23 protein-coding genes are annotated in these 22,800 nt (G+C 71.0%); 13 read left to right on the plus strand and 10 right to left on the minus strand.

Going from position 1 to position 22,800, the window contains the following annotated elements; translation table 11 throughout:
• Window positions 1–2 precede the first annotated feature (2 nt).
• Both K3N28_RS11890 and K3N28_RS11895 read left to right on the plus strand, forming a co-directional pair.
• Entirely contained in the window at window positions 3–917 is a 915-nt protein-coding gene (locus K3N28_RS11890; RefSeq protein WP_228092742.1) for a carbohydrate ABC transporter permease, read from the plus strand.
• Window positions 914–1,567 (plus strand): YesL family protein, encoded by a 654-nt coding sequence (locus K3N28_RS11895; RefSeq protein WP_228092743.1) that lies wholly within the window; start codon window positions 914–916, stop codon window positions 1,565–1,567. The genes K3N28_RS11890 and K3N28_RS11895 overlap by 4 nt, the downstream gene beginning before the upstream one ends.
• Window positions 1,568–1,694: 127 nt before the next feature.
• On the opposite strand, the gene K3N28_RS11900 is transcribed toward K3N28_RS11895, so the two are convergent.
• A complete protein-coding gene (locus tag K3N28_RS11900) occupies window positions 1,695–2,663 on the minus strand; it encodes a sensor histidine kinase (RefSeq protein ID WP_228092744.1) in 969 nt (322 codons plus the stop codon).
• 614 nt (window positions 2,664–3,277) lie between these two features.
• On the opposite strand from K3N28_RS11900, the gene K3N28_RS11905 reads away from it, so the two are divergent.
• Window positions 3,278–4,060 (plus strand): SigB/SigF/SigG family RNA polymerase sigma factor, encoded by a 783-nt coding sequence (locus K3N28_RS11905; RefSeq protein ID WP_228092745.1) that lies wholly within the window; start codon window positions 3,278–3,280, stop codon window positions 4,058–4,060.
• A gap of 4 nt (window positions 4,061–4,064) precedes the next feature.
• Here K3N28_RS11905 and K3N28_RS11910 read toward each other — a convergent pair whose 3' ends face one another.
• From K3N28_RS11910 to K3N28_RS11925, 4 genes are all read right to left on the minus strand, one after another.
• On the minus strand, window positions 4,065–5,027 hold the full coding sequence (locus tag K3N28_RS11910) for a sensor histidine kinase (protein ID WP_228092746.1): 963 nt from the start codon (window positions 5,025–5,027) through the stop codon (window positions 4,065–4,067).
• Window positions 5,024–5,434: an STAS domain-containing protein gene (locus K3N28_RS11915; protein WP_228092747.1), complete on the minus strand. Its 411-nt coding sequence runs from the start codon at window positions 5,432–5,434 to the stop codon at window positions 5,024–5,026. The genes K3N28_RS11910 and K3N28_RS11915 overlap by 4 nt, the downstream gene beginning before the upstream one ends.
• Before the next feature lie 308 nt (window positions 5,435–5,742).
• Window positions 5,743–5,883, minus strand: a complete 141-nt coding sequence (locus K3N28_RS11920; protein WP_228092748.1) for a hypothetical protein — start codon at window positions 5,881–5,883, stop codon at window positions 5,743–5,745.
• Between the two features lie 50 nt (window positions 5,884–5,933).
• Window positions 5,934–6,896: a DMT family transporter gene (locus K3N28_RS11925; RefSeq protein ID WP_374209746.1), complete on the minus strand. Its 963-nt coding sequence runs from the start codon at window positions 6,894–6,896 to the stop codon at window positions 5,934–5,936.
• On the opposite strand from K3N28_RS11925, the gene K3N28_RS11930 reads away from it, so the two are divergent.
• Both K3N28_RS11930 and K3N28_RS11935 read left to right on the plus strand, forming a co-directional pair.
• Complete coding sequence (locus tag K3N28_RS11930) at window positions 6,895–8,301, plus strand: PLP-dependent aminotransferase family protein (protein ID WP_228092750.1); 1,407 nt, start codon at window positions 6,895–6,897, stop codon at window positions 8,299–8,301. The two genes, K3N28_RS11925 and K3N28_RS11930, sit on opposite strands and share 2 nt — an antisense overlap.
• A 90-nt stretch (window positions 8,302–8,391) precedes the next feature.
• Window positions 8,392–8,604 (plus strand): hypothetical protein, encoded by a 213-nt coding sequence (locus tag K3N28_RS11935; RefSeq protein WP_228092751.1) that lies wholly within the window; start codon window positions 8,392–8,394, stop codon window positions 8,602–8,604.
• A 155-nt stretch (window positions 8,605–8,759) separates the two neighbouring features.
• On the opposite strand, the gene bcp is transcribed toward K3N28_RS11935, so the two are convergent.
• Window positions 8,760–9,233 carry a thioredoxin-dependent thiol peroxidase gene (gene bcp / locus K3N28_RS11940; protein WP_228092752.1) on the minus strand — a complete coding sequence of 158 codons (474 nt, stop codon included), beginning with the start codon at window positions 9,231–9,233 and terminating at the stop codon, window positions 8,760–8,762.
• A 248-nt stretch (window positions 9,234–9,481) separates the two neighbouring features.
• Between bcp and K3N28_RS11945 the strand changes: the two genes are divergently transcribed.
• The 4 genes from K3N28_RS11945 to K3N28_RS11960 are packed head-to-tail and all read left to right on the plus strand — an operon-like array spanning window position 9,482 to window position 12,073.
• Window positions 9,482–10,189 carry an energy-coupling factor ABC transporter permease gene (locus K3N28_RS11945; RefSeq protein ID WP_228092753.1) on the plus strand — a complete coding sequence of 236 codons (708 nt, stop codon included), beginning with the start codon at window positions 9,482–9,484 and terminating at the stop codon, window positions 10,187–10,189.
• Window positions 10,186–10,539, plus strand: a complete 354-nt coding sequence (locus tag K3N28_RS11950; protein ID WP_228092754.1) for a PDGLE domain-containing protein — start codon at window positions 10,186–10,188, stop codon at window positions 10,537–10,539. Before K3N28_RS11945 ends, K3N28_RS11950 begins: the two co-directional genes overlap by 4 nt.
• Window positions 10,536–11,297 carry a cobalt ECF transporter T component CbiQ gene (cbiQ, locus tag K3N28_RS11955; RefSeq protein ID WP_228092755.1) on the plus strand — a complete coding sequence of 254 codons (762 nt, stop codon included), beginning with the start codon at window positions 10,536–10,538 and terminating at the stop codon, window positions 11,295–11,297. The genes K3N28_RS11950 and cbiQ overlap by 4 nt, the downstream gene beginning before the upstream one ends.
• Entirely contained in the window at window positions 11,294–12,073 is a 780-nt protein-coding gene (locus tag K3N28_RS11960) for an energy-coupling factor ABC transporter ATP-binding protein (RefSeq protein WP_374209757.1), read from the plus strand. The genes cbiQ and K3N28_RS11960 overlap by 4 nt, the downstream gene beginning before the upstream one ends.
• An 84-nt stretch (window positions 12,074–12,157) precedes the next feature.
• Here K3N28_RS11960 and K3N28_RS11965 read toward each other — a convergent pair whose 3' ends face one another.
• Entirely contained in the window at window positions 12,158–12,895 is a 738-nt protein-coding gene (locus tag K3N28_RS11965; protein ID WP_228092757.1) for a thioredoxin domain-containing protein, read from the minus strand.
• A gap of 69 nt (window positions 12,896–12,964) precedes the next feature.
• On the opposite strand from K3N28_RS11965, the gene K3N28_RS11970 reads away from it, so the two are divergent.
• On the plus strand, window positions 12,965–14,611 hold the full coding sequence (locus tag K3N28_RS11970) for a copper resistance CopC/CopD family protein (protein ID WP_228092758.1): 1,647 nt from the start codon (window positions 12,965–12,967) through the stop codon (window positions 14,609–14,611).
• A gap of 8 nt (window positions 14,612–14,619) precedes the next feature.
• Here K3N28_RS11970 and K3N28_RS11975 read toward each other — a convergent pair whose 3' ends face one another.
• Window positions 14,620–15,477, minus strand: a complete 858-nt coding sequence (locus tag K3N28_RS11975) for a TatD family hydrolase (RefSeq protein ID WP_228092759.1) — start codon at window positions 15,475–15,477, stop codon at window positions 14,620–14,622.
• Window positions 15,478–15,695: 218 nt separating this feature from the next.
• Here K3N28_RS11975 and K3N28_RS11980 point away from each other — a divergent pair, with 218 nt between their 5' ends.
• Window positions 15,696–16,835 (plus strand): hypothetical protein, encoded by a 1,140-nt coding sequence (locus tag K3N28_RS11980; protein ID WP_228092760.1) that lies wholly within the window; start codon window positions 15,696–15,698, stop codon window positions 16,833–16,835.
• A gap of 40 nt (window positions 16,836–16,875) precedes the next feature.
• On the opposite strand, the gene K3N28_RS11985 is transcribed toward K3N28_RS11980, so the two are convergent.
• Window positions 16,876–17,295, minus strand: a complete 420-nt coding sequence (locus K3N28_RS11985) for a type II toxin-antitoxin system VapC family toxin (RefSeq protein ID WP_228092761.1) — start codon at window positions 17,293–17,295, stop codon at window positions 16,876–16,878.
• Window positions 17,296–17,687: 392 nt separating this feature from the next.
• A complete protein-coding gene (gene metG, locus K3N28_RS11990) occupies window positions 17,688–19,478 on the minus strand; it encodes a methionine--tRNA ligase (protein WP_228092762.1) in 1,791 nt (596 codons plus the stop codon).
• Between the two features lie 138 nt (window positions 19,479–19,616).
• Between metG and K3N28_RS11995 the strand changes: the two genes are divergently transcribed.
• Window positions 19,617–20,372, plus strand: coding sequence for a hypothetical protein (locus K3N28_RS11995; protein ID WP_228092763.1), 756 nt, complete (start codon window positions 19,617–19,619; stop codon window positions 20,370–20,372).
• 268 nt (window positions 20,373–20,640) lie between these two features.
• Entirely contained in the window at window positions 20,641–22,782 is a 2,142-nt protein-coding gene (locus K3N28_RS12000; RefSeq protein WP_228092764.1) for a transglycosylase domain-containing protein, read from the plus strand.
• The last annotated feature ends 18 nt before the right edge of the window (window positions 22,783–22,800 follow it).

Below are 22,800 nucleotides of genomic sequence, written 5' to 3' on the forward strand. Positions count from 1 at the left end.
CGATGACCGGACCGATCACCGCCCTCCGGGGGAACACGCCCGGCGACCTCGTGTTCAAACTCGTCCTAGCGCTCAGCTGCGGCCTGGTCCTGCTCGTGGCCGTGTACCCGATCTACTTCGTGGTGATCGCCTCGGTCAGCGATCCGACGATGGTGTCCACCGGCCAGGTCTGGCTGGCGCCCCGCGACATCTCGTGGTTCGGGTACGAGCAGATCTTCGCCGATTCGCGGATCTGGAACGGGTACCGGAACACGCTGCTCTACGCGGTCGTCGGGACCGCGTTGAACCTGCTGGTGACCATGCCCGCCGCCTTCGCCCTCTCTCGCAGGGAGTTCCGGCCGCGCCGGGTCCTGATGTTCTTCTTCGCGTTCACCATGTTCTTCAGCGGTGGGCTCATCCCGATGTACCTGCTGCTGCGAGACCTGAACCTGCTGGACAACTGGCTCGTGTTCATCCTGCCGTCAGCGGTGAACGTGTTCAACCTGATCATCGCCCGGGCGTTCTTCGAGTACTCGCTGCCCGACGACCTGCACGAGGCCGCCTCCATCGACGGAGCGAACTACTTCCAGTTCTTCCTGAAGATCGCCCTGCCGCTGTCCATGCCGATCCTCTCGGTCATCGGACTGTACTACCTGGTGCAGCACTGGAACGACTTCTTCACCGGCCTGGTGTTCGTCCGCGACTACAGCATTCAGCCGCTGCAGATCGTGCTGCGGGACATCCTCATCTCGAACCAGGCGTTCTCGGGCGGCGCGGGCGGCGCCGGTGGCGCCGGGGCCGGAAGCTACGCCCAGCAGTACGCCGACCAGATCAAGTACGGGGTGATCGTCGTGTCGACGCTGCCGGTGATCATGCTGTATCCCTTCCTGCAGCGCTACTTCGAAAAGGGCGTCATGATCGGGGCGTTGAAGGGATGAGGGAGGCCTTCCTGGACTGGTATCAGCGGCTGGGGAGGCTCGGTCTGCGGCTGCTGTGCCTGCACCTGCTGTGGCTGGCGTGGACCCTGCGCGGCGGCGTGCTGCTCGGGGTCTTCCCGGCGACGGCCGCCCTGCACGGCGTGCTGCGCGAGGACGCCCGGTTCGCGATCGCGCACCCGGACGAGCAGCCCGCGCTGGCCGGCCTCCGGGCCGGGTTCCGTGAGCTGTGGCGTCGGGAGTTCGCCGCCGCCAACCGGCTCGGCGTGCTGCTCGTGCTCGGCTGGGCGACGCTCGTGCTGGACCGGAGGGTCACGGCGGCCATCGACCTCGGCGGCCTCGGGCCGCTGATCGCCGGCGGCCTCACCGTCGCGGGAGTCTGGCTGGGGGTGGTCACCGTCCTGGTCTGGCCGCTGCAGTCGCATTTCGACGAAGGCGCCTGGGCGCTGCTGCGCCGAGCTTTGATCCTGACGGCGGCGCGCCCCGCGACGGCGGCCATGGCCGGCACGGGCGTGGGCGTCCTATGGTGCGCTTACTACCTCGTTCCGGGCCTGATCCCGGTGTTCGGCCTGGCGGCGCCGGCGGCCGTCGCGACGGCGGTGCTATGGCGATCGGGCGTACTGGCCGCCTCGCTCGCGCCCGCCGCCCCTTGAACCGCTGCGGACAAGGCGGATCCAACCGCGGCGATCGCGATCCCCGGCGCCGGCGCCGGCACGCGGAAGACCAGCGCGCCGAGCGCGTTGCCGGTCTCGGCGACCGCCGCGTCATGTCATCCGGGACCTAGCCCCCGTGAGGAGGCCCGTCGGGCGGGTCGAGGGCTATGTGGATCCGCATCGTGGTGCCGTACGGGCCGGTGTAGGTGCGGAGCAGGTCGACGACATGGTTGACCAGGAGGAGGCCGTGGCCTCCTGCGGGGTCGTCGATGGGGAGGCGTCCGGCGAGGGGGTCGGCGAGGTGGCCGGCGTCGGTGATGTCGCAGACCAGGTGGTCCGCCTCCGTCCAGATGTGGAGCATCGCGCTGCCCCCGCCGTGTCGGATGCTGTTGGTGACCAGTTCGGTCACGGCGATCTCGAGGTCGATGAGCCGGTTCGCGGCGAGGCCCGTCTTGCGTCCGAACGCGGTCACGAACCAGCGCGCGTTCTCGATGGTGGCGCGGTCGACGGCGCGCGCGATGGCGGTCTTGGGCGGCGGCGTGAGCGGCTGGTTGTACTCGGCGAACAGGCGCTCGGGGGCGAAGTGGTCGCTGCGGCGGCATCCCCATCGGTCGATGACGACGGGATGCGCGGCCAGCGAATCGGCGATCGCCCGCCCGCTGAGCGCGGCGACGTCGTACGGGCACATGATCGCGACGTCCCTGCCCGCGAACGCGGGGTTGATCAGCGCTTCGTGCTGGGCGCACGCGGGGTACTCGGCGGCGGTGCGCGACGGCCAGACCGGCTCGCCGATGATCCGGACGCGGCGGTCGGGGTACTGGTCGGCGAACTCGCGCAGCACGCCGGGGATGATGCGCCCCGGGTTGGCACCGGCCTCGCACATGTCGACCAGGTGCACGCGTTCGGCCGCAGCCCCCAGGACGTCCTGCAGCAGATGAAGATTCGGTGTGGGCACGGCGACCGCGACGGGCTCGTCGGCACGGAGCCCTTCCTCGATGAACGGCATCGTCCCGTCCACGTACTCGTGCGGGCCGCGATAGTGCAGCGTGAGGTGGAGGAACGGCTCGTCGGCCCGGAAATCGGGCCCTGCGGTCATCACGCGCCTCCTTCGACCGGGACGGAAGCCCGTGGTCCGAGGCCGCGGGGGATCGTCACGGTTCCGTGCCGGTCGTCATTCCTGCCTGCTGCTGTCACCTGTACTGAGGTGTACGCGATTGCCGACGGTGCGTTCGCCTGAGTTACGAATCATTGTACGGGAAGCGACGAACGCAATTACAGGTGCCGTTCCGCGGAATACGCCAATGCTCATTCGCCGGTGAGACCACCGTGATCGTCATGCCTGGACCGCATGTTACGGAAGTTGTAAGAGTGTACTAGAGGTGCTGAATTGCATCGTGTCAACGGTTGATTTGCCGACCGCTGCCCGGAATTTCACGTCATCGAAAACCTGTGATCCGCGTCTCAATCAGGTTTAAGAATTGCGTCTGGGATCTGCCCGTGACATCCGGATGGCATTCTCGTATGCTGAGGAAAACGTTGAAGCCTACGCGACTCCATAGCGACGATGTCTCTCGCGGACATCGCACTCGTGACCAGAATGGACGGACGTGACCGCGGCGTCATGACAGCGTTCCCCGGCTCCGTGCACAGCCGGGATCGCTGAAGACTCCAGGGCACCCCCCAAAACCGAGACTGGAGGACGAGAACCTCATGACCAACACACGACAGCAGCGCCGGAACAAGTCCGACGAGTACGGCCACCTAGAGCCCCTGTTCGAGGAGCTCGAGCGGCTCGACCAGGATGATCCCAGGTGGTCGGAGGTCAGGGACCGCCTCGTCACCGGATACCTGCCGTTGGCCGAGCACATCGCGCAGCGGTTCTCAGGCAAGGGCATCGCCAAGGACGACCTCGTGCAGGTCGCCTCGGTCGGCCTCATCCACGCGGTCGACCGGTTCGACCCCCGCAAGGGCGCGGACTTCCTGTCCTTCGCCGTGCCGACCGTCATGGGGGAGGTGCGCCGCCACTTCCGCGACACCACCTGGCCGATGCGGGTCCCGCGTCGGCTCCAGGAGCTGCGCCTCTCCCTCAACCAGGCCAACGCCGAACTCTCCCAGAGCCTCGGCCGTCCGCCGACGGAGGAGGAGCTGGCCGAGCACCTCGGGATCTCCGTGCGCGAGGTCCAGGAGGGCTTCGAGGCCCGCCAGGCCTACCGGGCGGTCTCGCTCGACGAGCCGCCGTTCGAGGACGAGAACCGCCTCTCGCTGGCCGAGACCATGGGCGACGAGGACACCGCGCTCGAATTCGTCGAGAACCACGAGACCCTCGCCCCGCTCATCCAGGAGCTGCCGGAGCGCGAGCGCAAGATCCTCGCTCTGCGCTACTTCGGGGACATGACGCAGACGCAGATCGCCGAGGAGATCGGCATCTCGCAGATGCACGTCTCCCGGCTGCTCACCCGAACGCTCAACGAGCTCCGCCAAGAACTCGCCTGACCTTTTATGCGTCGGGCAGCCGCAGGTAGACCCGGATGGTGGTCCCGCGGGGACTGGTGTGGGCCAGGAGCAGATCGACGATCTGGTTGACCAGCACCAGTCCCCGTCCGTGGGCCTGAGTCTCGTCGGTCGGCATGCGCCCGGCGAGCGGATCGGTGATGTGCCCCGAATCACTGACCTCGCAGACCAGCCGCGTCTCCTCGGTCCACACTCGGAAGGTGCCGACGCCCCCGCCGTGCTGGATGCTGTTCGTCAACAGCTCGGTGATGACGATCTCGAGGTCGATGAGCTGGGCCCCTGAGAGGCCCACCGAGCGGCCGTACGAGGTGACGAACCAGCGCGCGTTGTCGAGCGTCCGCCGGTCCGCGATCCGCTCGATCGCCCGCTTCGGAGCGGGGGCCAGCGGCTGGTTGTAGTCGGCCAGGATGCGGCCGGGATCGTACTGCTCGCTCAGGTGCTGGCCGGTCTGGTCGATGAGCAGCGGATGGGTCGCCCGCGCGTCTTCGATGGCCTGGGCGCTCAGTCCCTCGGTGTCGTACGGGCACAGCTTGGTGACCGGACGGCCGTTGAACGCGAGATTGAGCAGCGCCTCGTGCTGGACGCACGCCGGGTATTCCAGTTCGCTGCGACCGGGCCAGATCGGCTCCCCGATGATGCGGACGCGGTGTCCCTGGTGGGCGTCGACGAAGGAGCGCACGACGCCGGGGATGATCCGCGCCGGGTTCGCGCCGACGTCGGTCATGTCGATCAGCATGACCCGCTTGGCCGCGGAACCGAGGGCCCTGCGCAAGGCCTCCAGGTTGTGCTTGGGCACGGCCGCGGCCGCGGGCTCGTCGGCGCGCAGCGCCGCTTCGATGAAGGGGACGGTGCCGGCGAGGTACTCCTCGGAGGAGGAGTAGAAGAACGCCGGATGCTCGAATCCGTCTCCCTGTGGATTTCGGGCTTCAGGGGTGGTTCCGACGGTCATTGATCTCCCTCGATCGCTATCCCGGCCGCGCAGTCGGGCCACAGCACCCGCATGACCCGGTCGAATCCAGGGGGCGTCCCGTGGGCGACGATACGCTGCCCCTCGTCCAGGCCGTCTGCGATGTTCACGAGCAATGTGACTCCTCGAACGTCGATGAATCGGAGCTCGGTGAGGTGGACATGGACCTCGGGTCCCTGGCTGATGACCCGACGCAGCGCCTTCTCCCAGTCGTCGTGGCTGTTCAAATCTATCTCACCGGAGACGAGGAGGCCGACCTCGTGGCAGGCGCATCCGGTGATCTGCAGCGGTCTGGCCGGATCGTCCTGATCGGCGAGTGGTGCTCCCGCATGCGAAACCGGTGACGGGTGCGACTCACTGGACTTGCCGTCCGCGGGTTCCGTGGTCACGACACCTCCCAATGGTCACTTCAATCTCGGTGAGTCTCACGGGAGCCGACGCTCCTCGGTTGCCATACGGTCCACCCCTCGCAACATGCGGATGAGGTCGATCAGATCAGGTTCCATCCGAGGTCGGACCCGTTCGGGGTGGAGGTCCGATCCGTCGTGGTGAGGAATGCTATCACCGGCGCCTTCGGGCGGCACGGCATCGAGGCGTCGTCCACCAGCCGAGACACAGAGGACTCCCGGAGATGAGCGAATGCGGGGATGCGGATGGGTCGGAACAGCGGTGGGGCCGGGGTCGGCCGCGGCGGGCGCTATCTGCGCCCGTCCCCGGCGTCCTGGCGCCGCTTCGCCGATCGGTGCTCCGAGTACTGGTCCATCGCGTAATCGACGAGGGCCTTGGCCACTGCCAGACCGACGGTCAACGCCAGGCTCTTGACGAGTGCTCTCATCATGGCTCCTCTACTCACAGGCGGCTCGGTGTCCCCCGATGCCGCCGTTGGCCCTAAGCATTCCCGAGCGGCCGAGTTGCCAAACCGGTTCCCGGTGTCCGGGGGCGCCGGCGGGTACGGACCGCGAGGGCCGCGCAGGCCACGACCGCCGCCGCTCCGGCGGCGGTCTGCCAGGTGAGGGGTTCGCCGAGGAGGATCGCCGCCCACGTGATCGACAGGATCGGCTGCACGAGCTGGATCTGGCTCACTTGGGCCATCGGGCCCAGGGCGAGGCCCCGGTACCAGGCGAAGAAGCCGAGGAACATGCTGACGGCGGCCAGGTAGGCGAAGGCGGCCCATTCGGCGGCGGCCGCCTCGGGAGGGGCCTCGATCCAGGCCGCCGCGGTCAGGGCGGTCATCACCGGCGCGGCCAGCACCAGGGCCCAGGAGATCGTCTGCCAGGACCCGAGCTCGCGCGAGAGCAGGCCGCCTTCGGCATAGCCGACCGCGGCCGCGACGACCGCGCCGAACAGCAGCAGGTCGGGCCGGCCGAGGTCGCCGACGGCGCCGGTGTGCACGGCCGCGAACGCCGCGGCGGCGACGGCGCCGAGGAGGGCGGCGGTCCAGAACGCGGTCGGCGGGCGCTCGCGGGTGCGCAGGACCGCCGCTACCGCGGTCGCGGCCGGGAGGATCGCGATCACGACCGCGCCGTGGCTCGCCGCGGTGACGGTGAGCGCGTAGGTGGTCAGCAGCGGGAAGCCGAGGACCACGCCGCCCGCCACGACCGCCAAGCGCAGCCACTGCGAGCGGTCGGGAAACCGCTGCCGGGTCAGGGCGAGCGCGGCGCCCGCGAGGGCGGCGGCGATCACGGCGCGGCCCGCGCCGATGAACAGCGGCGACAGACCGCCGACGGCGATGCGCGTGAACGGAACGGTGAAGGAGAACGCGAGGACGCCCAGTGCGCCCCACCACAGGCCCGCACTCGCACGGGATATCGGTCGGGTCACCAGGGCAGTAGCGCTATCGTTGGCTTTCATGTTCAACGATAGCAGCGCGCGGATCGTCGACGGCCTGCGCGAATGGATCGGCACGGCCGCGCCCGGCGCGCAGCTGCCTTCCACGCGCGCGCTCGTCGCCGCGTACGCGGCGAGCCCGGTGACGGTCCAGAAGGCGCTGCGGACCCTGGCCGCCGAAGGGCTGGTGGAGGCCCGGCCCGGGGTCGGGACGTTCGTGCGCGCGGTGCGGGCGGCGAGGCCGAGCGACTACGGCTGGCAGACGGCCGCGCTCGGCTCGCCCCGCGCCCGCATCCCGGGGCGGCCCTCGGCGCTGTGGCCCGCCGCGAACGACGTGATCGCGCTGCACTCGGGATACCCGGACCGCGAACTGCTGCCCGAGCGGCTCGTGCGCGCCGCGTTCACGCGGGCCGCGCGCGGCGACGCGGCGCTCAGCCGCCCGCCCACGAGCGGTCTGCCGGAACTCCAGTCGTGGTTCGCCGCCGAACTGGGCACGGCCACGCCCGCCGGCACCACTCCGCCCGCGCCGAGCGACGTGGTCGTCGTGCCCGGCAGCCAGACCGGGCTCTGCTCGGTCTTCCGGGTCCTCGTCGGCCCCGGCCGACCGCTCCTCATGGAATCGCCCACCTTCTGGGGCGCGATCGTCGCCGCCGCAAGGGAACACGTCGAGGTCGTGCCGATCCCCAGCGGCCCCGGCGGCCCCGACCCGGACGTGCTCGCCCGCGCCTTCGAGCAGACCGGCGCCCGCGCGTTCTACGCCCAGCCGAACTTCGCCAACCCGACCGGCGCGCAGTGGACCGGGGCGACCGCGGACCGGGTGCTCGAGATCGTGCGCGCCCACGGCGCGTTCCTCGTCGAGGACGACTGGGCCCACGAGTTCGGCATCGACGCCGACGCCGCCCCGGTCGCCGCCCGCGACGACGGCGGGCACGTCGTCTACCTGCGTTCCCTCACGAAGAGCGTGTCCCCGGCGGTGCGCGTCGCCGCCGTCATCGCCCGCGGCCCCGCCCGCGAGCGGATCCTCGCCGACGTGCAGGCCGAGTCGATGTACGTCAGCGGGACCCTCCAGGCCGCCGCGCTCGACGTCGTGACCCAGCCGGGGTGGCGGACCCATCTGCGGGGCCTGCGCCACCAGCTCGCCTCGCGCCGCGACCTGCTCGTGCGGAGCCTCGCCGAGCACCTCCCGCAGGCGCATCTCGAAGCCGTTCCCCAAGGGGGCCTGAACCTCTGGGTTCGGCTCCCCGACGCGACCGATCTGCCGGGCCTGGTCCGGGCCTGCGAGGACGCCGGCGTGCTCGTCAACTCGGGGGACGAGTGGTTCCCGGCCGAACCCACCGGTTCGTACCTGCGCCTCAATTACTCCGGTCCGGGCCCCGGCGCGTTCCCCGCCGCGGCCCGCGCCATCGGCCGTGCCCTGGCCCGTGACTGAGCCGTTTCGGGCACCGATCGTTGCGGCCGCGTGGACTCCGGTTCACCTGCGGTTCGCCTGGCGTACGCCTCGATAAAGGACGTTTTGGACGTGAATTCTGCTGACGACGTCGAGCGGGTCGCCGCTCTCGCCCTCGCGGTGCAGCGGTCGGGGCTGCTGCCGCAGGAAGAGCAGGCCGCCCTGCTCGACCGCTACCGGCGCCTGCGCGAGCACGTGCTGCGCACCGGCACCGCCGAGACCGCCCGGCGCCTGCTGGAGATCGACGGCGTCTCGGCTCCGAAGCGGACGCTCACCAGGGCTTGACGCGCAGCCGTCGGGAAGGGGCCGACGGCGAACACCATTTGGCGGCCGGACCGCGAACGCCGCTGAAGCGCCGGCACCGCAGCCGCCGCGAACACCACGGCCGCGAAAAGGCCGCTCCCGCAACGACGCCGCTCCGCGCCTGGACCGTAACGCCGCTACGCGTCGAGGCCCAGCTGCTTCTTCAGGCGGCCGACGTGGCCCGTCGCCTTCACGTTGTACTGCGCCAGCTCCACGGTGCCGCGCTCGTCGATGACGAACGTCGAGCGGATGACCCCTTGGATCGTGCGGCCGTAGTTCTTCTTCTCGCCCCACGCGCCGTACTCCTCGAGCACCTTGTGCTCGGGGTCGGACAGGAGCGGGAAGGTCAGGCCGTCGCGCTCGACGAACTTGGCCAGCGCCTCGGGCTCGTCGGGGGAGATCCCGAGGACCGCGTAACCCGCGGCCTGCAGGCCCGTGAGGCTGTCGCGGAAATCGCAGGCCTCTTTCGTGCAGCCGGGGGTCATGGCCCTCGGATAGGCGAAGAGGATCACTTTGCGGCCCTGCAGACTCGACAAGGTCACCGGGTCGCCCGTGTCGGTGGCGAGCGTGAAGTCGGGCGCCGCATCACCTGGCTGAAGTCGTACGTTCACAGGTCGCAACCCTACCGGGCGTCCCTGACAATCGCCTGGGAGCACGCCCACGGTTCGCTGTCCGCGCTCGCGGCCCTCCGCCGGAACCGCGGCCGGGCTTGACGGCGAGGACGATGCTATTGCAAAATAATTGCAATAGCCCAAAGGCGGGTTGTTGATTCCACGCGTGGGCGCCTTGCATCCGGCAGGGCGACCGCCAAAGCCCCCGTGCCGAAGAGCCCCCACCAGTCGAAAGGCGGCACCCGCCCGTGTCAGACCTGGCGCTGCACATCCCCACCGACGTCATCGACGGACCGACGTCCCTCGCCTTCGCCGCCATAGCGGTCCTCGCCGTCGGCGCCTGCGTCGTCATGGCCCGCCGGAACCTCGACGAGCGGCTCGTGCCCCTCGCCGGGCTCGCGACCGCGTTCGTCTTCGCGGCGCAGATGCTCAACTTCCCGGTCGCCGCCGGCGTCTCCGGGCACCTCCTCGGCGGCGCGCTCGCCGCCGCCCTGCTCGGTCCCTGGCTCGGCGCGCTCTGCGTCACCGTCGTCATCGTCATCCAGGCGCTCCTGTTCGCCGACGGCGCCGTCACCGCCCTGGGCCTGAACGTCGCGAACATGGCGATCATCGCCGCCTTCACCGCCTACGGCGTGCTCGCCTTGGCGCTCAAGGTCCTGCCGCGCACCCGCTGGGGCCTCGGCGTCGCGGTCTTCGCCGCCGCGATCGTCAGCGTCGTCGCCGCCTCGGCCGGGTTCGTCCTCCAGTTCTGGCTCGGCGGCGAAGCGGTCGGCCAGTCCTTCGGGGCCATGGCCGCCGCGATCCTCGGCACCCACGTCCTCATCGGGATCGGCGAGGCCGCCATCACCGCCGGCGCCGTCACCGCGGTCGCGGTCGCCCGCCCCGACCTCGTCCACGCCCTCCGCGGCGCCCCGCTCGCCCAGGCCCGCGCCCGTGTCCTGAAGGAGACCGCATGAAGACCAAGCCGTTCATCGTCGCCGGGGTCGTCGTCACGCTGATCCTGGCCGGGTTCGTGTCCCTGTTCGCGTCCACCTCGCCCGACGGGCTCGAATCGGTGCTCCTCACCGGCTGCGACACCGCCGACGGCGAGATCACCGGCGGCGACTGCGTCCTCGAAGCCGCCGGGGAGCACGAGATCGGCGGCGTCTTCGCCGACTACGGGATGTCCTTCCTCGACAACGAGATCCTCGGGGCCTCGCTCGCCGGGATCCTCGGCGTGCTGCTCACGCTCGCGGTCGCCACCGGCTTCTTCCGGCTCCTCGCCCGCGGCAAGCGGCCCGAGCCGTCCGGGAACGAGACCGCGTGAACCTCGCCGACGGGCTCCACCGGCCGGGGGACTCGCCGGTCCACCGGCTGCGCCCGCAGGCGAAGATCGTCGCGCTCTTCGCCTTCACCTGCGCCATCGCCGCCACCCCGCGGGAGGCGGTGTGGGCCTTCGGGGTCTACGCGCTGATCCTCGCCGGACTGTTCGCGCTCGCCCGCGTGCCCGCGACCTGGGTGCTCTCCCGCAGCCTCGTCGAATCGCCGTTCCTGCTGCTCGCACTCGCCTTCCCGTTCATGGTCGACGGCCCGGCCGTCCGCATCGGGATCCTCCAGGTCTCCGAACCGGGCCTGTGGGCCGGATGGAACCTCTTCGCCAAGGCCACCCTCGGCGTCTGGGCCGCGCTGCTGCTCTCGGCGACCACGCCCGTCGCCGGGGTCCTCGCCGGCCTCTCGCGGCTGCGCTGCCCCGAGATCCTGCTCCAGATCACCGCGTTCGCGATCCGCTACGCGCACCTCACCGTCGCCGAGGTGACCCAGATGCGCCTTGCGCGCCTCGCCCGCTGCGACGACCCGCGGTTCCTGTGGCAGGCCGGGGCCCTCGCCCGCAGCCTCGGCGTCGTCTTCATCCGCTCCTTCGAACGCGGCGAACGCGTCTGGCAGGCCATGGCCGCCCGCGGCTACACCGGGCGGCTCCCGCTCGAAGTCGGCCCGGCCCCCGCCAGCCCGCTCCAGTGGTCCGCCGCGCTCGCCGCCCCCGCGCTCGCGGCCGGGATCGCCGCATGGACGGCGGTGCCCGCATGACCGCGCTCGACACCGCCCGCCAGGACCTCGCCCTCGACATCCGAGGCCTCGAACACGTCTACCCCGACGGGCACCGCGCCCTCGACGGCGTCGACCTGCAAGTGCGCGAAGGCGAACGCGTCGCGATCCTCGGCCCCAACGGCGCCGGGAAGACCACCCTCATGCTCCACCTCGCCGGGCTCCTCACCGCCACCGAAGGCACCGTGTCGGTCGGCGGCGTCACGGTCGCGAAGCGGACCCTCGCCGAGATCCGCCGCCGCGTCGGCATCGTCTTCCAGAGCCCCGACGACCAGCTGTTCATGCCCACCGTCGCCGACGACGTCGGCTTCGGCCCCGCCAACCTCGGCCTGCGCGGCCCCGAACTCGCCGCCCGCGTCACGGCCGCGCTCGCCGACGTCGGCCTCGCCGACCTCGCCGACCGGCCCCCGCACCACCTCTCGGTCGGCCAGCAGCGCCGGGCCGCCCTCGCCGGCGTGCTCGCCATGCGGCCCGACATCGTCGTCTGCGACGAACCGAGCGCGAACCTCGACCCGGCCAGCCGCCGCGACCTCGCCGGGATCCTCCGCGCGACCGCGCCGACCCTCATGCTCGTCACCCACGACCTGCCGTACGCGCTGCAGCTGTGCGAACGATCGGTCATCCTCGACGCCGGACGCGTCGCCGCCGACGGCCCGACGCACGAGATCCTCGCCGACACCGCGCTCCTGGAACGGCACCGACTCGAACTGCCCTTCGGCTTCTCCCTGGAGACGGCGCTGGCGGCGATGCGGGCCTGAGGCCCGGTACACCCGGTCGCCGCCGACGAAGCGCCGAAGGGGCGCAGCCGCGAATGCGGCTGCGCCCCTTGCACGCGGCTTCGGTCAGCTCGCGTCGATCGCGGCCCGGACCTCCTCGGCGAAGGCCGAGTTCTCGACCACTTCGCCGTTCACCTTCGCGGTCGGGGTCCCCGAGACGCCCTGCTGGGACGTGGCGTGCTCGTTGCCCTCCTGGACCCAGCCGCGGTACTTCCCCGACTCCACACAGGACTCCCAGTCGGCGCCGAGACCGACCTCGTCCGTGCCGATCGCGATGAGCTCGTCGTCGGACAGGCCCGAGGTCTGCTCGGCGGGCTGGTGCTCGTACAGCGCCAGCGTGTAGTCCAGGAACTGCTGCTCGCCGGTGTCGGCGGCGCACACGGCCGCCGCGGCCGAACGGCTCGAGTACTCGGTGCCCCGGCTCATCCGGTCGAGGATCGCCAGCGGGTGGTAGACCACCGTCACCGAGCCGGTGTCGAGCCACGACTGGAGGTCCTCGGCGTACGCGGACTCGAACTGGTTGCAGGCCGGGCACATGTAGTCGATGTACAGATCGATCCGCACCGGGCCGTCGCCCAATTCGATCCCGTACGTGTCGGTGACGGCGGCGGCCGGCTCGTTCACCTCGTACTCCGGTTCGCGGTTCATCCAGATGCCGACCGCGAGGAGCCCCCCGATCAGCACCACCGCGGCGCCGATCGCCACCCCGAACACGATCTTGCGGCGCCTGGCCTCCGCGGCCTGCTGCTTGCGCAGGGCCTCCACGGCCTGCCTGCGATCGGCCTTCCGGTCCGACTTCCCCATGTCCCTCGCTCAGCCTTTCTCCGGTCCGACACTCGATTCGCGACGTCGATTCGAGTACGCTCAGCGGCGATGCGATCCAGTTCGAACCGCCGCCACGCCGCACTCGCGACCCGCCTCGCCTGGTTCTCGCTCGCGGCGGCCCTCCTCGGCGTGCTCGGGGCCTCAGGGGCCTGGGCGCACGCCACGGCCGTCAAGACCGACCCCGCCTCCGGGGCGCTCCTGGACGCGCCTCCGGGCGAGGTCGTCGTCGAGTTCAACGAACCAGTCACCCCCGTAGACGCGGCCACCGGCGTCGTGGCTCCCGATGGTGACCGAGCTGACACCGGCATCACGCAGAACGACGACGAGACCTCGCTCGTCATCGCCCTCGACGCCGACGAGGAGGGGACCTACCTCGTCAGCTACCGGGTCGTCTCCCACGACGGGCACCCCGTCTCCGGCACGTTCACCTATTCGGTGGGCGTCGAGACCGAGACGCCGAGCGCCACGGCGCTCGAGTCGCAGACCGACCCGCTCGTGCAGGCGCTGCTGTACGGCAACCGCTGGTTCGGCTACGCCGCGTTGGCACTCGCGCTCGGCGCGGGCGTCCTGCTCGTCGCCGGGGCGCGCCCCCGCCAGGCCGCGGCGAAACTCGTGGCCACCGGCCTGGGCGTCGTCGCGATGACCGCCGTCCTCGGGCTGCCCCTCCAGGCCGCGTACGAGACCGGCACCACCGTCTCAGGGCTCGACGCCCTAGGGCTGCAGGCGGTCATGGAATCGAACGTGGGCCTCGCGGCGCTCCTGCGGCTGCTGCTCGTGCTGCTCGCGTTGCCGCTCATGCGCATCGTCGTCACCAGCGAGGAGGAGCCGCAGCCGCTCCTCGCCGCCGGCCTCGCCGGCGTCGGCGTCGCACTCGCGGCGACGTGGCCGCTCGCCGGGCACCCCATGGCGACCGAGCCCCGGGTCGTCGCGTTCGTCGCCGACCTCGTGCACCTCGCCGCCGCGCTCACCTGGGCGGGCGGGGTGATCGTCCTGCTGATCCTCGCGCTGCGCAAGGACACCGAGCTTCCCGACCGCACGGTCGGGATGTGGATCGCCTTGGTGCCGTGGCTGATCGCGAACGTGCTCGTGGCCGGGACCGCCTCCGGGCTGCTCCACATCGACTCGATCGAGGCGCTCACCGAGACGCGCTACGGGCGCCTGGTGATGCTCAAGGCCGCGCTGTTCCTCGTCATCCTCGCCGCCGGACTGCTGACCCGACGCGCGCTCCTGCGCCGCGACGAGGGACGGCGGCGGCTGCGGGTCGCCGCCGGTGTCGAGGTCGTGTTCCTCGCGGCCGTCATGGCCGCGGTCTCGGTCCTCGTGCAGGCGGTGCCGGCGAAGACCGCGCTGCTGGAGGCCGAGACGAGCGAGTCCGCGTCCACCGAGACCGCCGCGCTCGTCACCACCGACGTCTACAGTGCGCAGGTCGTGCTGGAGCCGGGCCGCCCCGGCCCCAACAGCGTGCGCATCCTCGCGGACGACCTGGAGGGCGCGCCCTTCACGGCCGTCGAATGGACGGCCGAATACGGACTCGAGGGTGAGGCGACCGAGGAGCTGCGGCTCATCGAACTGCGGTCCGGCGTCCTCGCCGGAGAGGTGAGCCTGCCCGACGCGGGCCGGTGGATCTTCACGTTCACGCTCACCGACGAGGCCGGGAACACCGCGACCGCCGAAGCGGCCGTGGACGTCTCGTAACCGGGCGGTCACCACGGGCCGAACGCCGCCTCGGTGTTCCGCCACAGGCGGGCGCACCACGCTTCGAGGTCCCGTTCGAGGTACTCGGCGAGGAACCGGGCCGTGTAGTTCGTCAGCGCCGGGTGGTTCCGGTGGCCGCGCACCGGGATCGGGGCCATGAACGGCGCGTCGGTCTCCACGAGCACCAGCTCGGCCGGGGCCACGGTGACGGCGTCGCGCAGGTGCTGCGCGTTCTTGAACGTCACGTTCCCCGCGAAGCTCATGAAGAACCCGCGCCGCGCGCATTCCTTCGCGAACGCGAAGTCCCCCGAGAAGCAGTGCAGCACCACGCGATCGGGCGCGCCCTCCTCGTCCAGGATCGACAGGACGTCCTCGTGCGCGTCCCGGTCGTGGATCACCAGGGCCTTGCCGTGGCGCTTCGCGATCTCGATGTGCGCCCGGAACGACCGCTGTTGGGCCGCGCGCCCGGACTCGTCGGTGCGGAAGTAGTCCAGGCCCGTCTCCCCGAGCGCCGCCACGCGCGGCAGCGCGGCGATCGCGTCGACCGCGGCCAGCGCCGCGTCGAGGTCGGCCAGGCGCGGGGCCTCGTTGGGGTGCAGCGCGGCCGCGGCGAGCACGCGGGCGTCGCCGGCCGCGAGCGCGGCGGCCCAGCGGGAGGACTCGACGTCGGTGCCGACCTGCACGACCCGCGCGACCCCGGCGGCCTCGGCCTCGTCGAGCCGGGCGCGCACCGCGGGCGCGTCGGGAGCGGGGACCGGCAGGTCCTCCTCGGACCCGAAGGTGTCGACCAGGTCGAGATGGGTGTGGCTGTCGGCGATGGGCAGCGGCAGCGGTTCAGGCGGCGGTGCGGGTTCGGATCGGTACACGCGACAACTCTGCCACGATCCGGTCGCCGGGACGGACCGCGTGTGCGTTCGCCGAGGCCGCCCATGCGCGATGCTCGCTCCGTAACATATTCTTCATTTTCCGGACATCCGCGCCTGACAGGCGCGGCCTACGTTGGCGGGCAGTCGGACCACCGGCTGTGGACACCCCACTCGTCCGGCGACGGCGCAGCCCCACGACCGCGCAGTCGCCTCCGCGCATGACGAATCGAGAGACGCACATGACTCGCGACCTCGCGTCCCGCCGCAACCGCGCCGCAGCGCTCCAGCAACGCCGCCCCGCCGTCCCGGCCGAACCGACGCAGCCACTGCAGATCGTCACCGTCGAGTGGCGCGGCGAGAAGTACCCGGGCGCGCCCTACGCGGACGGGGCGGCCTGGGAGCTGTTCTCCCCGCTCCCGCGCCCCGACTTCCTCCCGAATCCGCGCCCCGGCGGCGACTACCCGTACCGGCAGTTCGTGCACGCCGCGGAGGTCCTGCGCGAGGGCGTCCCCGTGGCCGTGCTCGACGACCGGTCCCTCACCGTGCCGCTCGGGCCCGGCCTCGACCTGGAATACGTCCGCCGGCTCACCCAGACCCCGCATCTCGACGACGCCTCCAGGGCCCTGCTCGACCGCGTCCGCCGCTCCTCGCCGCTCGCCCCGGGCGAGATGATGGAGCGTCCCGTCACGGCCGCGCAGATCGCCCGCCTCATGGAGACCGCCGCCGTCCCCGGCGGGTTCTGCTACCGCCGCAGGGACACCGCGCACCTGCGCACGCCCGCGACCCGCTCGGCGCTCGGCGGCGAGACCGAGGCGGGCGAGGCGTGCGTGTTCGGGCTGCGCTGGCCGGTGGCCGACGCGGCGGACTACCACGTGCCGGTGGCGCCCGACTACGAGGGCCTCATGGCGATGCCGTCCTCGGACCGGCGCGGGATGCCGGTGCTGGGCACCGGTTTCGCGATCTCCAACGCGCACCTGCTGCCCGAGTACGTCAGCGCCGACCTGACGGACCTGCCGCTGCCGGAGGGGTCGGTGCTCTGCGCGTACACCGACCAGGGGAGCGAGATCGAGCTGTTCGCCTACGGCCACCAGCAGTGGTCGCCGCTGGCCCGTGAACGGGGCGTGACGGTCCCGGGCGTCGAGCTCGGCCGCGTGCACCAGGTGCGGCGCGTCCTGCGGGAGGCGACCCGGGCGGTCTGGAAGGGCGTGGCGGGGTCGCTCGTGGACGCCGACGACGACTGGGCGCGGTTCCGGCTCTCCCGGCCGAACCCGGAGGTGCTCTCGCGTACGGGCGCGGAGGCGGTCCGCCGCGGCGTGTACGAGAAATGGGTCGAGCGCGCCGAGGTCGCCCCGGTGTGAACGCGAAGGGCCCGCCGCGAGCCGGGCCCCTTCGCGTGCCTCAGACCTCCCGGACGTCCAGGAGCGAGCGCAGCGGTTCGAAGTCCTCGGGATTGCGGGTGTACAGCGGCAGTCCATTGGCGATCGCGATCGAGGCGATCATCAGATCCGCGAGGAATGTACGAGGTTTCCGTCCGGCCGCGAGGTGCAGCAGGCTGACCGATCCGTAGATCTCTGCGGCGTGGTGATCGAAAGGCAGCGGATCGGGGAACGCCGCCTGCGCCCACGTCAGGCGCCGGCGGCGGCGCACCTCTTCTTCAGCGTCGCCGCGCGCCGCGTGCGGGCCCGCCTGGAGTTCGGCCATGGTGATGGTGCAGACCGTGCTGATCGTGGGAAGGCCGCCTCGGTCGATTTCGGAGAAGCCGATGACCGTGCACGTGTCCAGCAGCCCCACAGAGGGCATCGCGTTGTCGTCAGTCATTGCGACGCTCGTAGGGGTCGCGAGGCTCGTAGTCGACGGGGTCCTGGAGGTCGGCGCGGAATCGTTCCGGGTCCACTCGGGGCAGGCCTGCGGCGCTCTTCAGCAGCTCATCGGTGGAGACGAACCGCCGGTCGGGTTCCCCGAGCGGCCCGAGTCTCGCGATCGGCGTGCCGTTGCGCGTGACCGTGAACTCCTCGCCCTGCTCGGTGGCCTTGAGGATGCGTGCGCTGTCGTTTCACAGCTCGCGCTGCGTGATGGTCCTGCCCATGCCGATCATTGTATCCGTCGTGAGGCTCATCGTAGGCGTCAAAGGAACGGAAACACCCGAAGTGCTACGCCTGTCGCCGGAAAACGGAGGCGAGGGTCGGGGCCCCGCCTCCGATCGTCACTGCTCAGGCGTTCAGGCGCTCGATCTCCTCGTCCACGATCGCGGGTTCGAGCTTCGTGAACACCGGGACCGGCTTCTCCAGCGGCGTGCCCGGCGTGAGCGGCACCGACGCCCACTTCGGGACGTCCGAGTAGTCGCCGGTGAGGATCGGGTACGGGCCGCCCGTCTGGCCGCCCTCGTCGAGGTCGTCGACCTCCTCGATGCGCGGCATCGGCGCGAACACGCCCTCGCCGCCGAGGAGCTCGTGCACCCGCTGCGAGGAGTGCGGCAGGAACGGGCTCATGATCGTCTTCAGGTCCGAGACGGCCTGGAGGACCGTGTACAGCACGGTGCCCTGGCGCTTCGGGTCCTCCTTCATCTTCCACGGCGCGGTGTCGGCGAGGTACTTGTTCGCCGCGGCGACGGCCTTCATGGCCTCGCCGATGCCCGCGCGGACCTTGTTCTGGCCGATGAGGTCGCCCACGGTGTCGAACGCGGCCTTCGTCGCCGCCAGCAGCTCGCGGTCGACGTCCTCGAACTCGCCGGGCTCGGGCACCGCTCCGAAGTTCTTCGCCGCCATCGCGATCGAGCGGTTCACCAGGTTCCCCCAGCCCGCCACGAGCTCGTCGTTGTTGCGGCGCAGGAACTCCGCCCACGTGAAGTCCGAGTCCTGGTTCTCCGGGCCCGCCGCGCAGATGTAGTAGCGCAGCGCGTCGGGGGAGTACCGTTCCAGGAAGTCGCGCACGTAGATCACCACGCGCCGCGACGACGAGAACTGCTTGCCCTCCATCGTCAGGAACTCCGAGGAGACGACCTCGGTCGGCAGGTTCAGCCTGCCGAGCGCGCCCGGCTCGCCGCCGGCCGCGCCCTCGCCGTTGGCCCCCAGCAGCATCGCGGGCCAGATCTCGGAGTGGAAGACGATGTTGTCCTTGCCCATGAAGTAGTAGGACACCGCCTCCGGGTCCCGCCACCAGCGCTGCCACGCGTCCGGGTCGCCCGAGCGGCGCGCCCACTCGATCGTGGCCGACAGGTAGCCGATCACGGCGTCGAACCACACGTACAGGCGCTTGTCCGGGCGCTCCCGCCAGCCTTCGAGCGGGATCGGCACGCCCCAGTCGAGGTCGCGCGAGATCGGGCGCGGCTGCATGTCGTCGAGGAGGTTCCTCGTGAACCGCAGGACGTTGGTGCGCCAGCCGGTCCGCGTGTCGAGCCACGCGTTCAGGGCGTCGGCGAACGCCGGGAGGTCGAGGAAGAAGTGGTCCTCCTCCACGAACTTCGGGGTCTCGCCGTTGATCCGCGACTTCGGGTCGATGAGGTCGACCGGGTCGAGCTGGCGGCCGCAGTTGTCGCACTGGTCGCCCCGCGCCGAGTCGAACCCGCAGTGCGGGCACGTGCCCTCGATGTAGCGGTCCGGCAGCGTCCGGCCCGTGGACGGGCTGATCGCGCCGAGCGTCGTCTTCTGCAGGATGTACCCGTTGCCGTGGAGCGTCGTGAACAGCTCCTGCACGGTCTTGTAGTGGTTGCCCGTGGTGGTGCGCGTGAACAGGTCGTACGACAGCCCCAACGCCTCGAGGTCCTCCACGATGACGCGGTTGTACTTCGCGGCGGCCTCGGCCGCGGTCAGACCCTCGCCGTCGGCCTGCACCAGGATCGGCGTGCCGTGCTCGTCGGTGCCCGAGACCATGAGGACGTCGTGACCGCGCATGCGCATGTAGCGGGCGAAGACGTCGGCGGGGACCCCGAATCCTGCTACATGGCCGATGTGGCGCGGACCGTTGGCGTAAGGCCAGGCCAGCGCGGTCAATACATGAGTCATGCGCCCCATGGTATCGGTCCAGATATCAAGACCGGCACTGTCCGGTCCACTGGACGCGGCCGGCTCCGGCGTCACCCGACACGGCGGACCGGGCCCGATTGCGCCCCGCTTCGCTGATTCGGTGATGCAATAACCCGTATGTCTGGAACCAACCGCGCGGCCGGGCCCCAGCCCCAGCGCCGGCCCGCCTCACCCGAGGAGCACGTCCCCGTCCCCGAACTCCCGGCCGCGTACGGGACCGCCACGCCCGTCGAGTGGGACCCCGTCGAGGACGCCCCGCCGCCGGCCGTCCTCGGCGCGCAGCGCGGCTCCCTCGGCACCCAGGCCGACGGCATGGCCGCGATCCGGGCCGTGTGGGAACGCGCCGCCGAGAGCGACCGCCACCGGCCCGCGCGCCCCGGCCGGCTCCAGCCCCGCCGCGAGCCCAGGCGCTTCGCCCCGGCGCTCCTCGGCATCCTCGTGTGCGCGTGCCTGCTCATGTTCTTCGCCTGGACCGCGGCCCCGGCCCTGTGGATGACCATGGGCCACAGCCAGGCCGGCACCGTCCAGGTGACCACCTGCGAGAACGGGTTCGCGCCCTCGTGCACCGGCCGCTTCCGGGCCGCCGACTGGTCGAAGGAGGTCCACCTCACCGGCGAGGTCGACGTGGCCGACCTCGGGCGGGAACTCCCCGCCCGCACCACCGGACCCGACGCCCACAGCGCCTACGTCGGCGGCAACGCCGGGCTCGTCCTGCGCTGGGCGCCGTCGATGGTGCTGTTCATGGCCTCGGCGTTCGCCCTCGTCGCCGCCTCCGGCGCGACCAGGCTCTATGATGGACGATCGAAGGCGGTCGGCCTGTGTTGGTTCGCGGCCGGAGCGGTGCTCGCGGTCACGCTCGCCTTCGCGTGGTGACCCGCGCCGCGCGGTCCGCGGCCTCGGCGGAACGCACCGCCGGTCCGTCCCCTCCCGTCCCGGCCGGGGCACGCTCGACACCGGCGGCGCGTCCGCTCCGGCACCGGCTGTAACCGCCCCCACCAGGGTCGGACGGCCGCCGAACCCCCGAAGCGCGGCGTCGTAGAGTGAACCCGCCCCCCGGAACTCCGCCTGACTCGGCGACATGACGCGCCCATATGAGAATTGACCGTACCTACCCCGATTCGGGGCTCCTCGGGAGTACAGCGTGAGTGCATCTTCGAAACCGGTGGCGCAGACCTGGTTCGGTCCCATCACCGCCGTGCAGCGACGCGCCATGTTCGCGCTCGTCCCCGTGGCGGTCGCCTTCGGTCTCGTCGTCGGCCTGGCGTTCCTGCCGCTCGCCAGCGGCTTCGGCGGCCTCGCCAAGGTCGGCTCCGAGACCGTCCTCGAACTCCCCGACGAGCTCGTGCTGCCCCCGGCGCCCGAATCGTCCACCCTGTACGCCTCGGACGGGACCACCGTCATCGCCACGTTCGGCGACCAGTACCGCGTCCAGCTCGAATACGACCAGATCCCCGAATCGGTCATCAACGCGCTCATCGCCACGGAGGACTCGAACTTCTTCGAGCACAACGGCGTCGACCCCGAAGGCGTCATGCGCGCGCTCGTCACCAACGTCGCCAACGGCGGCACCTCCGAAGGCGCCTCGACCATCACCATGCAGTACGTGCGGCAGGTCCTCTCCTACACCGCGACCACCCCCGACGAGGTCGCCGCCGCCAGCGAGATCACCATCGACCGCAAGGTCAAGGAGATGGGCTACGCGCTGGCGCTCGAGGAGGAGATGAGCAAGCAGGAGATCCTCACCAACTACCTGAACACCGTCTACTTCGGCAACGGCGCCTACGGCATCGGCGCGGCCGCGCAGGTCTACTACGGGAAGGTCCCCGCCGACCTCACCGTCGCCGAGTCGGCGATGCTCGTCGGGCTCGTGCAGTCCCCCTCGAGCTACGACCCGATCAACGGCTCCTCGGAGGCCGCGCAGGTCCGCCGCGACCACGTCATCAACCGGATGACCGCCGTCGGTTTCCTCACCGGCGCCGAAGGCGACGAGGCCAAGGCCGAGGGCCTGAACCTCAACCCGCAGGAGGCCAACAACACCTCCGGCGGCGCGATCGACTCCGAGTACGGCTTCTTCGTCGACTACTTCGAGCAGTGGTGGGAGCAGCAGGCCGACTTCGGCGAGACCGAGGAGATCCGCAAGGCCCGCCTCTACCGGGGCGGCTACGAGATCACCTCCACGTTGGACGTGGGCCTGCAGGACGCTTCGCAGGAGGCCGTCGAGCGGCAGGTGCCCATCGGCTCCGAGTACGCGCTCGGATCGGTCGTCGTGGAGCCGGGCACCGGCGCGATCCAGGTCATGGCGGTGAACCGCGAGTACTCCAACGACATCTCCGGCAATGGGCCCAACACCGCGGCCCCCGAGTACAAGGGCACCTACCCGAACACCACGAACCCGCTGCTGAGCGGCAACGCGTCGGTGCCGGGGTACCAGGCGGGCTCGTCGTTCAAGATGTTCACCATGCTCGCCGCGCTCGAGGCGGGCATGCCGCTCGACACGACGATCTACTCGCCGTACCAGTACACGTCGCAGTACGTCGTCGGCGACGGCGCGGCCTCGTGCGGGAACTACTGGTGCCCCAAGAACGCCTCCGAGTCGGAGGTCGGCGACTACAACATGTGGACCGGCTTCGGCGAATCGGTGAACACCTACTTCGTGCAGCTCGCCGAACGCGTCGGCGTGGAGAACGCCATCGACGTCGCCAAGCGCCTCGGCATCGAGTTCCGCGCCCCCAGCGACCTCAACTTCGTGGAGCGGAGCCCGGAGACCTTCGGCCCGTTCGTCCTCGGCGTCACCCAGACCACGCCGCTCGACATGGCCGCCGCCTACGCGGCGCTCCCGGCCGACGGCGTCTACTGCAAGCCGATCCCGGTGACCAGCGCGACCACCAGCACCGGCAAGGAGATCCCGTTCACGAGCCAGTGCGACCAGGCCGTGTCGGTCGAGGTCGCCCGCGCCGCCGTGGACGCGGCCCGCTGCCCGACCGAGTACGGCGCCGCCACCGGCAACTGCACGTGGGGCACGGCCCCGCAGGTCGGGAACCAGGTCGACGGGCCCGTCGCGGGCAAGACCGGCACCACCGACTCGAACTCCACCAACTGGTTCGTCGGCTTCACGCCGAACGCCGCGGCCGCCGCGTTCGTCGCCGACCCCGACAGCCCGGAGAACTTCGTGGGGGAGGCGAACCTCGGCAAGCCCGCCAACGCGGTCGCCGAGATCCTCGCCGAGCAGTGGAGGACCAGCGGCGAAGGCGACTTCACGCCGCCGACCGAACTGGTGCACTGATCCAGGAGCCGGGCCCCC

The organism is Glycomyces sp. TRM65418, from assembly GCF_019710475.1.
GTDB lineage: Bacteria > Actinomycetota > Actinomycetes > Mycobacteriales > Micromonosporaceae > Glycomyces.

Bases quoted from the DNA above. Each gene is read 5' to 3' on its own strand.
- K3N28_RS11970 (WP_228092758.1), top strand. From the start codon at position 12,965: ATGCGATCCAGTTCGAACCGCCGCCACGCCGCACTCGCGACCCGCCTC.
- K3N28_RS11960 (WP_374209757.1), top strand. From the start codon at position 11,294: ATGACCGCGCTCGACACCGCCCGCCAGGACCTCGCCCTCGACATCCGA.
- K3N28_RS11895 (WP_228092743.1), top strand. From the start codon at position 914: ATGAGGGAGGCCTTCCTGGACTGGTATCAGCGGCTGGGGAGGCTCGGT.
- K3N28_RS11985 (WP_228092761.1), bottom strand. From the start codon at position 17,295: ATGACTGACGACAACGCGATGCCCTCTGTGGGGCTGCTGGACACGTGC.
- K3N28_RS11995 (WP_228092763.1), top strand. From the start codon at position 19,617: ATGTCTGGAACCAACCGCGCGGCCGGGCCCCAGCCCCAGCGCCGGCCC.
- K3N28_RS11950 (WP_228092754.1), top strand. From the start codon at position 10,186: ATGAAGACCAAGCCGTTCATCGTCGCCGGGGTCGTCGTCACGCTGATC.
- K3N28_RS11900 (WP_228092744.1), bottom strand. From the start codon at position 2,663: ATGACCGCAGGGCCCGATTTCCGGGCCGACGAGCCGTTCCTCCACCTC.
- K3N28_RS11910 (WP_228092746.1), bottom strand. From the start codon at position 5,027: ATGACCGTCGGAACCACCCCTGAAGCCCGAAATCCACAGGGAGACGGA.
- K3N28_RS11980 (WP_228092760.1), top strand. From the start codon at position 15,696: ATGACGAATCGAGAGACGCACATGACTCGCGACCTCGCGTCCCGCCGC.
- K3N28_RS11890 (WP_228092742.1), top strand. From the start codon at position 3: ATGACCGGACCGATCACCGCCCTCCGGGGGAACACGCCCGGCGACCTC.
- K3N28_RS11930 (WP_228092750.1), top strand. From the start codon at position 6,895: ATGTTCAACGATAGCAGCGCGCGGATCGTCGACGGCCTGCGCGAATGG.
- metG (WP_228092762.1), bottom strand. From the start codon at position 19,478: ATGACTCATGTATTGACCGCGCTGGCCTGGCCTTACGCCAACGGTCCG.
- K3N28_RS11965 (WP_228092757.1), bottom strand. From the start codon at position 12,895: ATGGGGAAGTCGGACCGGAAGGCCGATCGCAGGCAGGCCGTGGAGGCC.
- K3N28_RS11905 (WP_228092745.1), top strand. From the start codon at position 3,278: ATGACCAACACACGACAGCAGCGCCGGAACAAGTCCGACGAGTACGGC.
- K3N28_RS11925 (WP_374209746.1), bottom strand. From the start codon at position 6,896: ATGAAAGCCAACGATAGCGCTACTGCCCTGGTGACCCGACCGATATCC.
- K3N28_RS11920 (WP_228092748.1), bottom strand. From the start codon at position 5,883: ATGATGAGAGCACTCGTCAAGAGCCTGGCGTTGACCGTCGGTCTGGCA.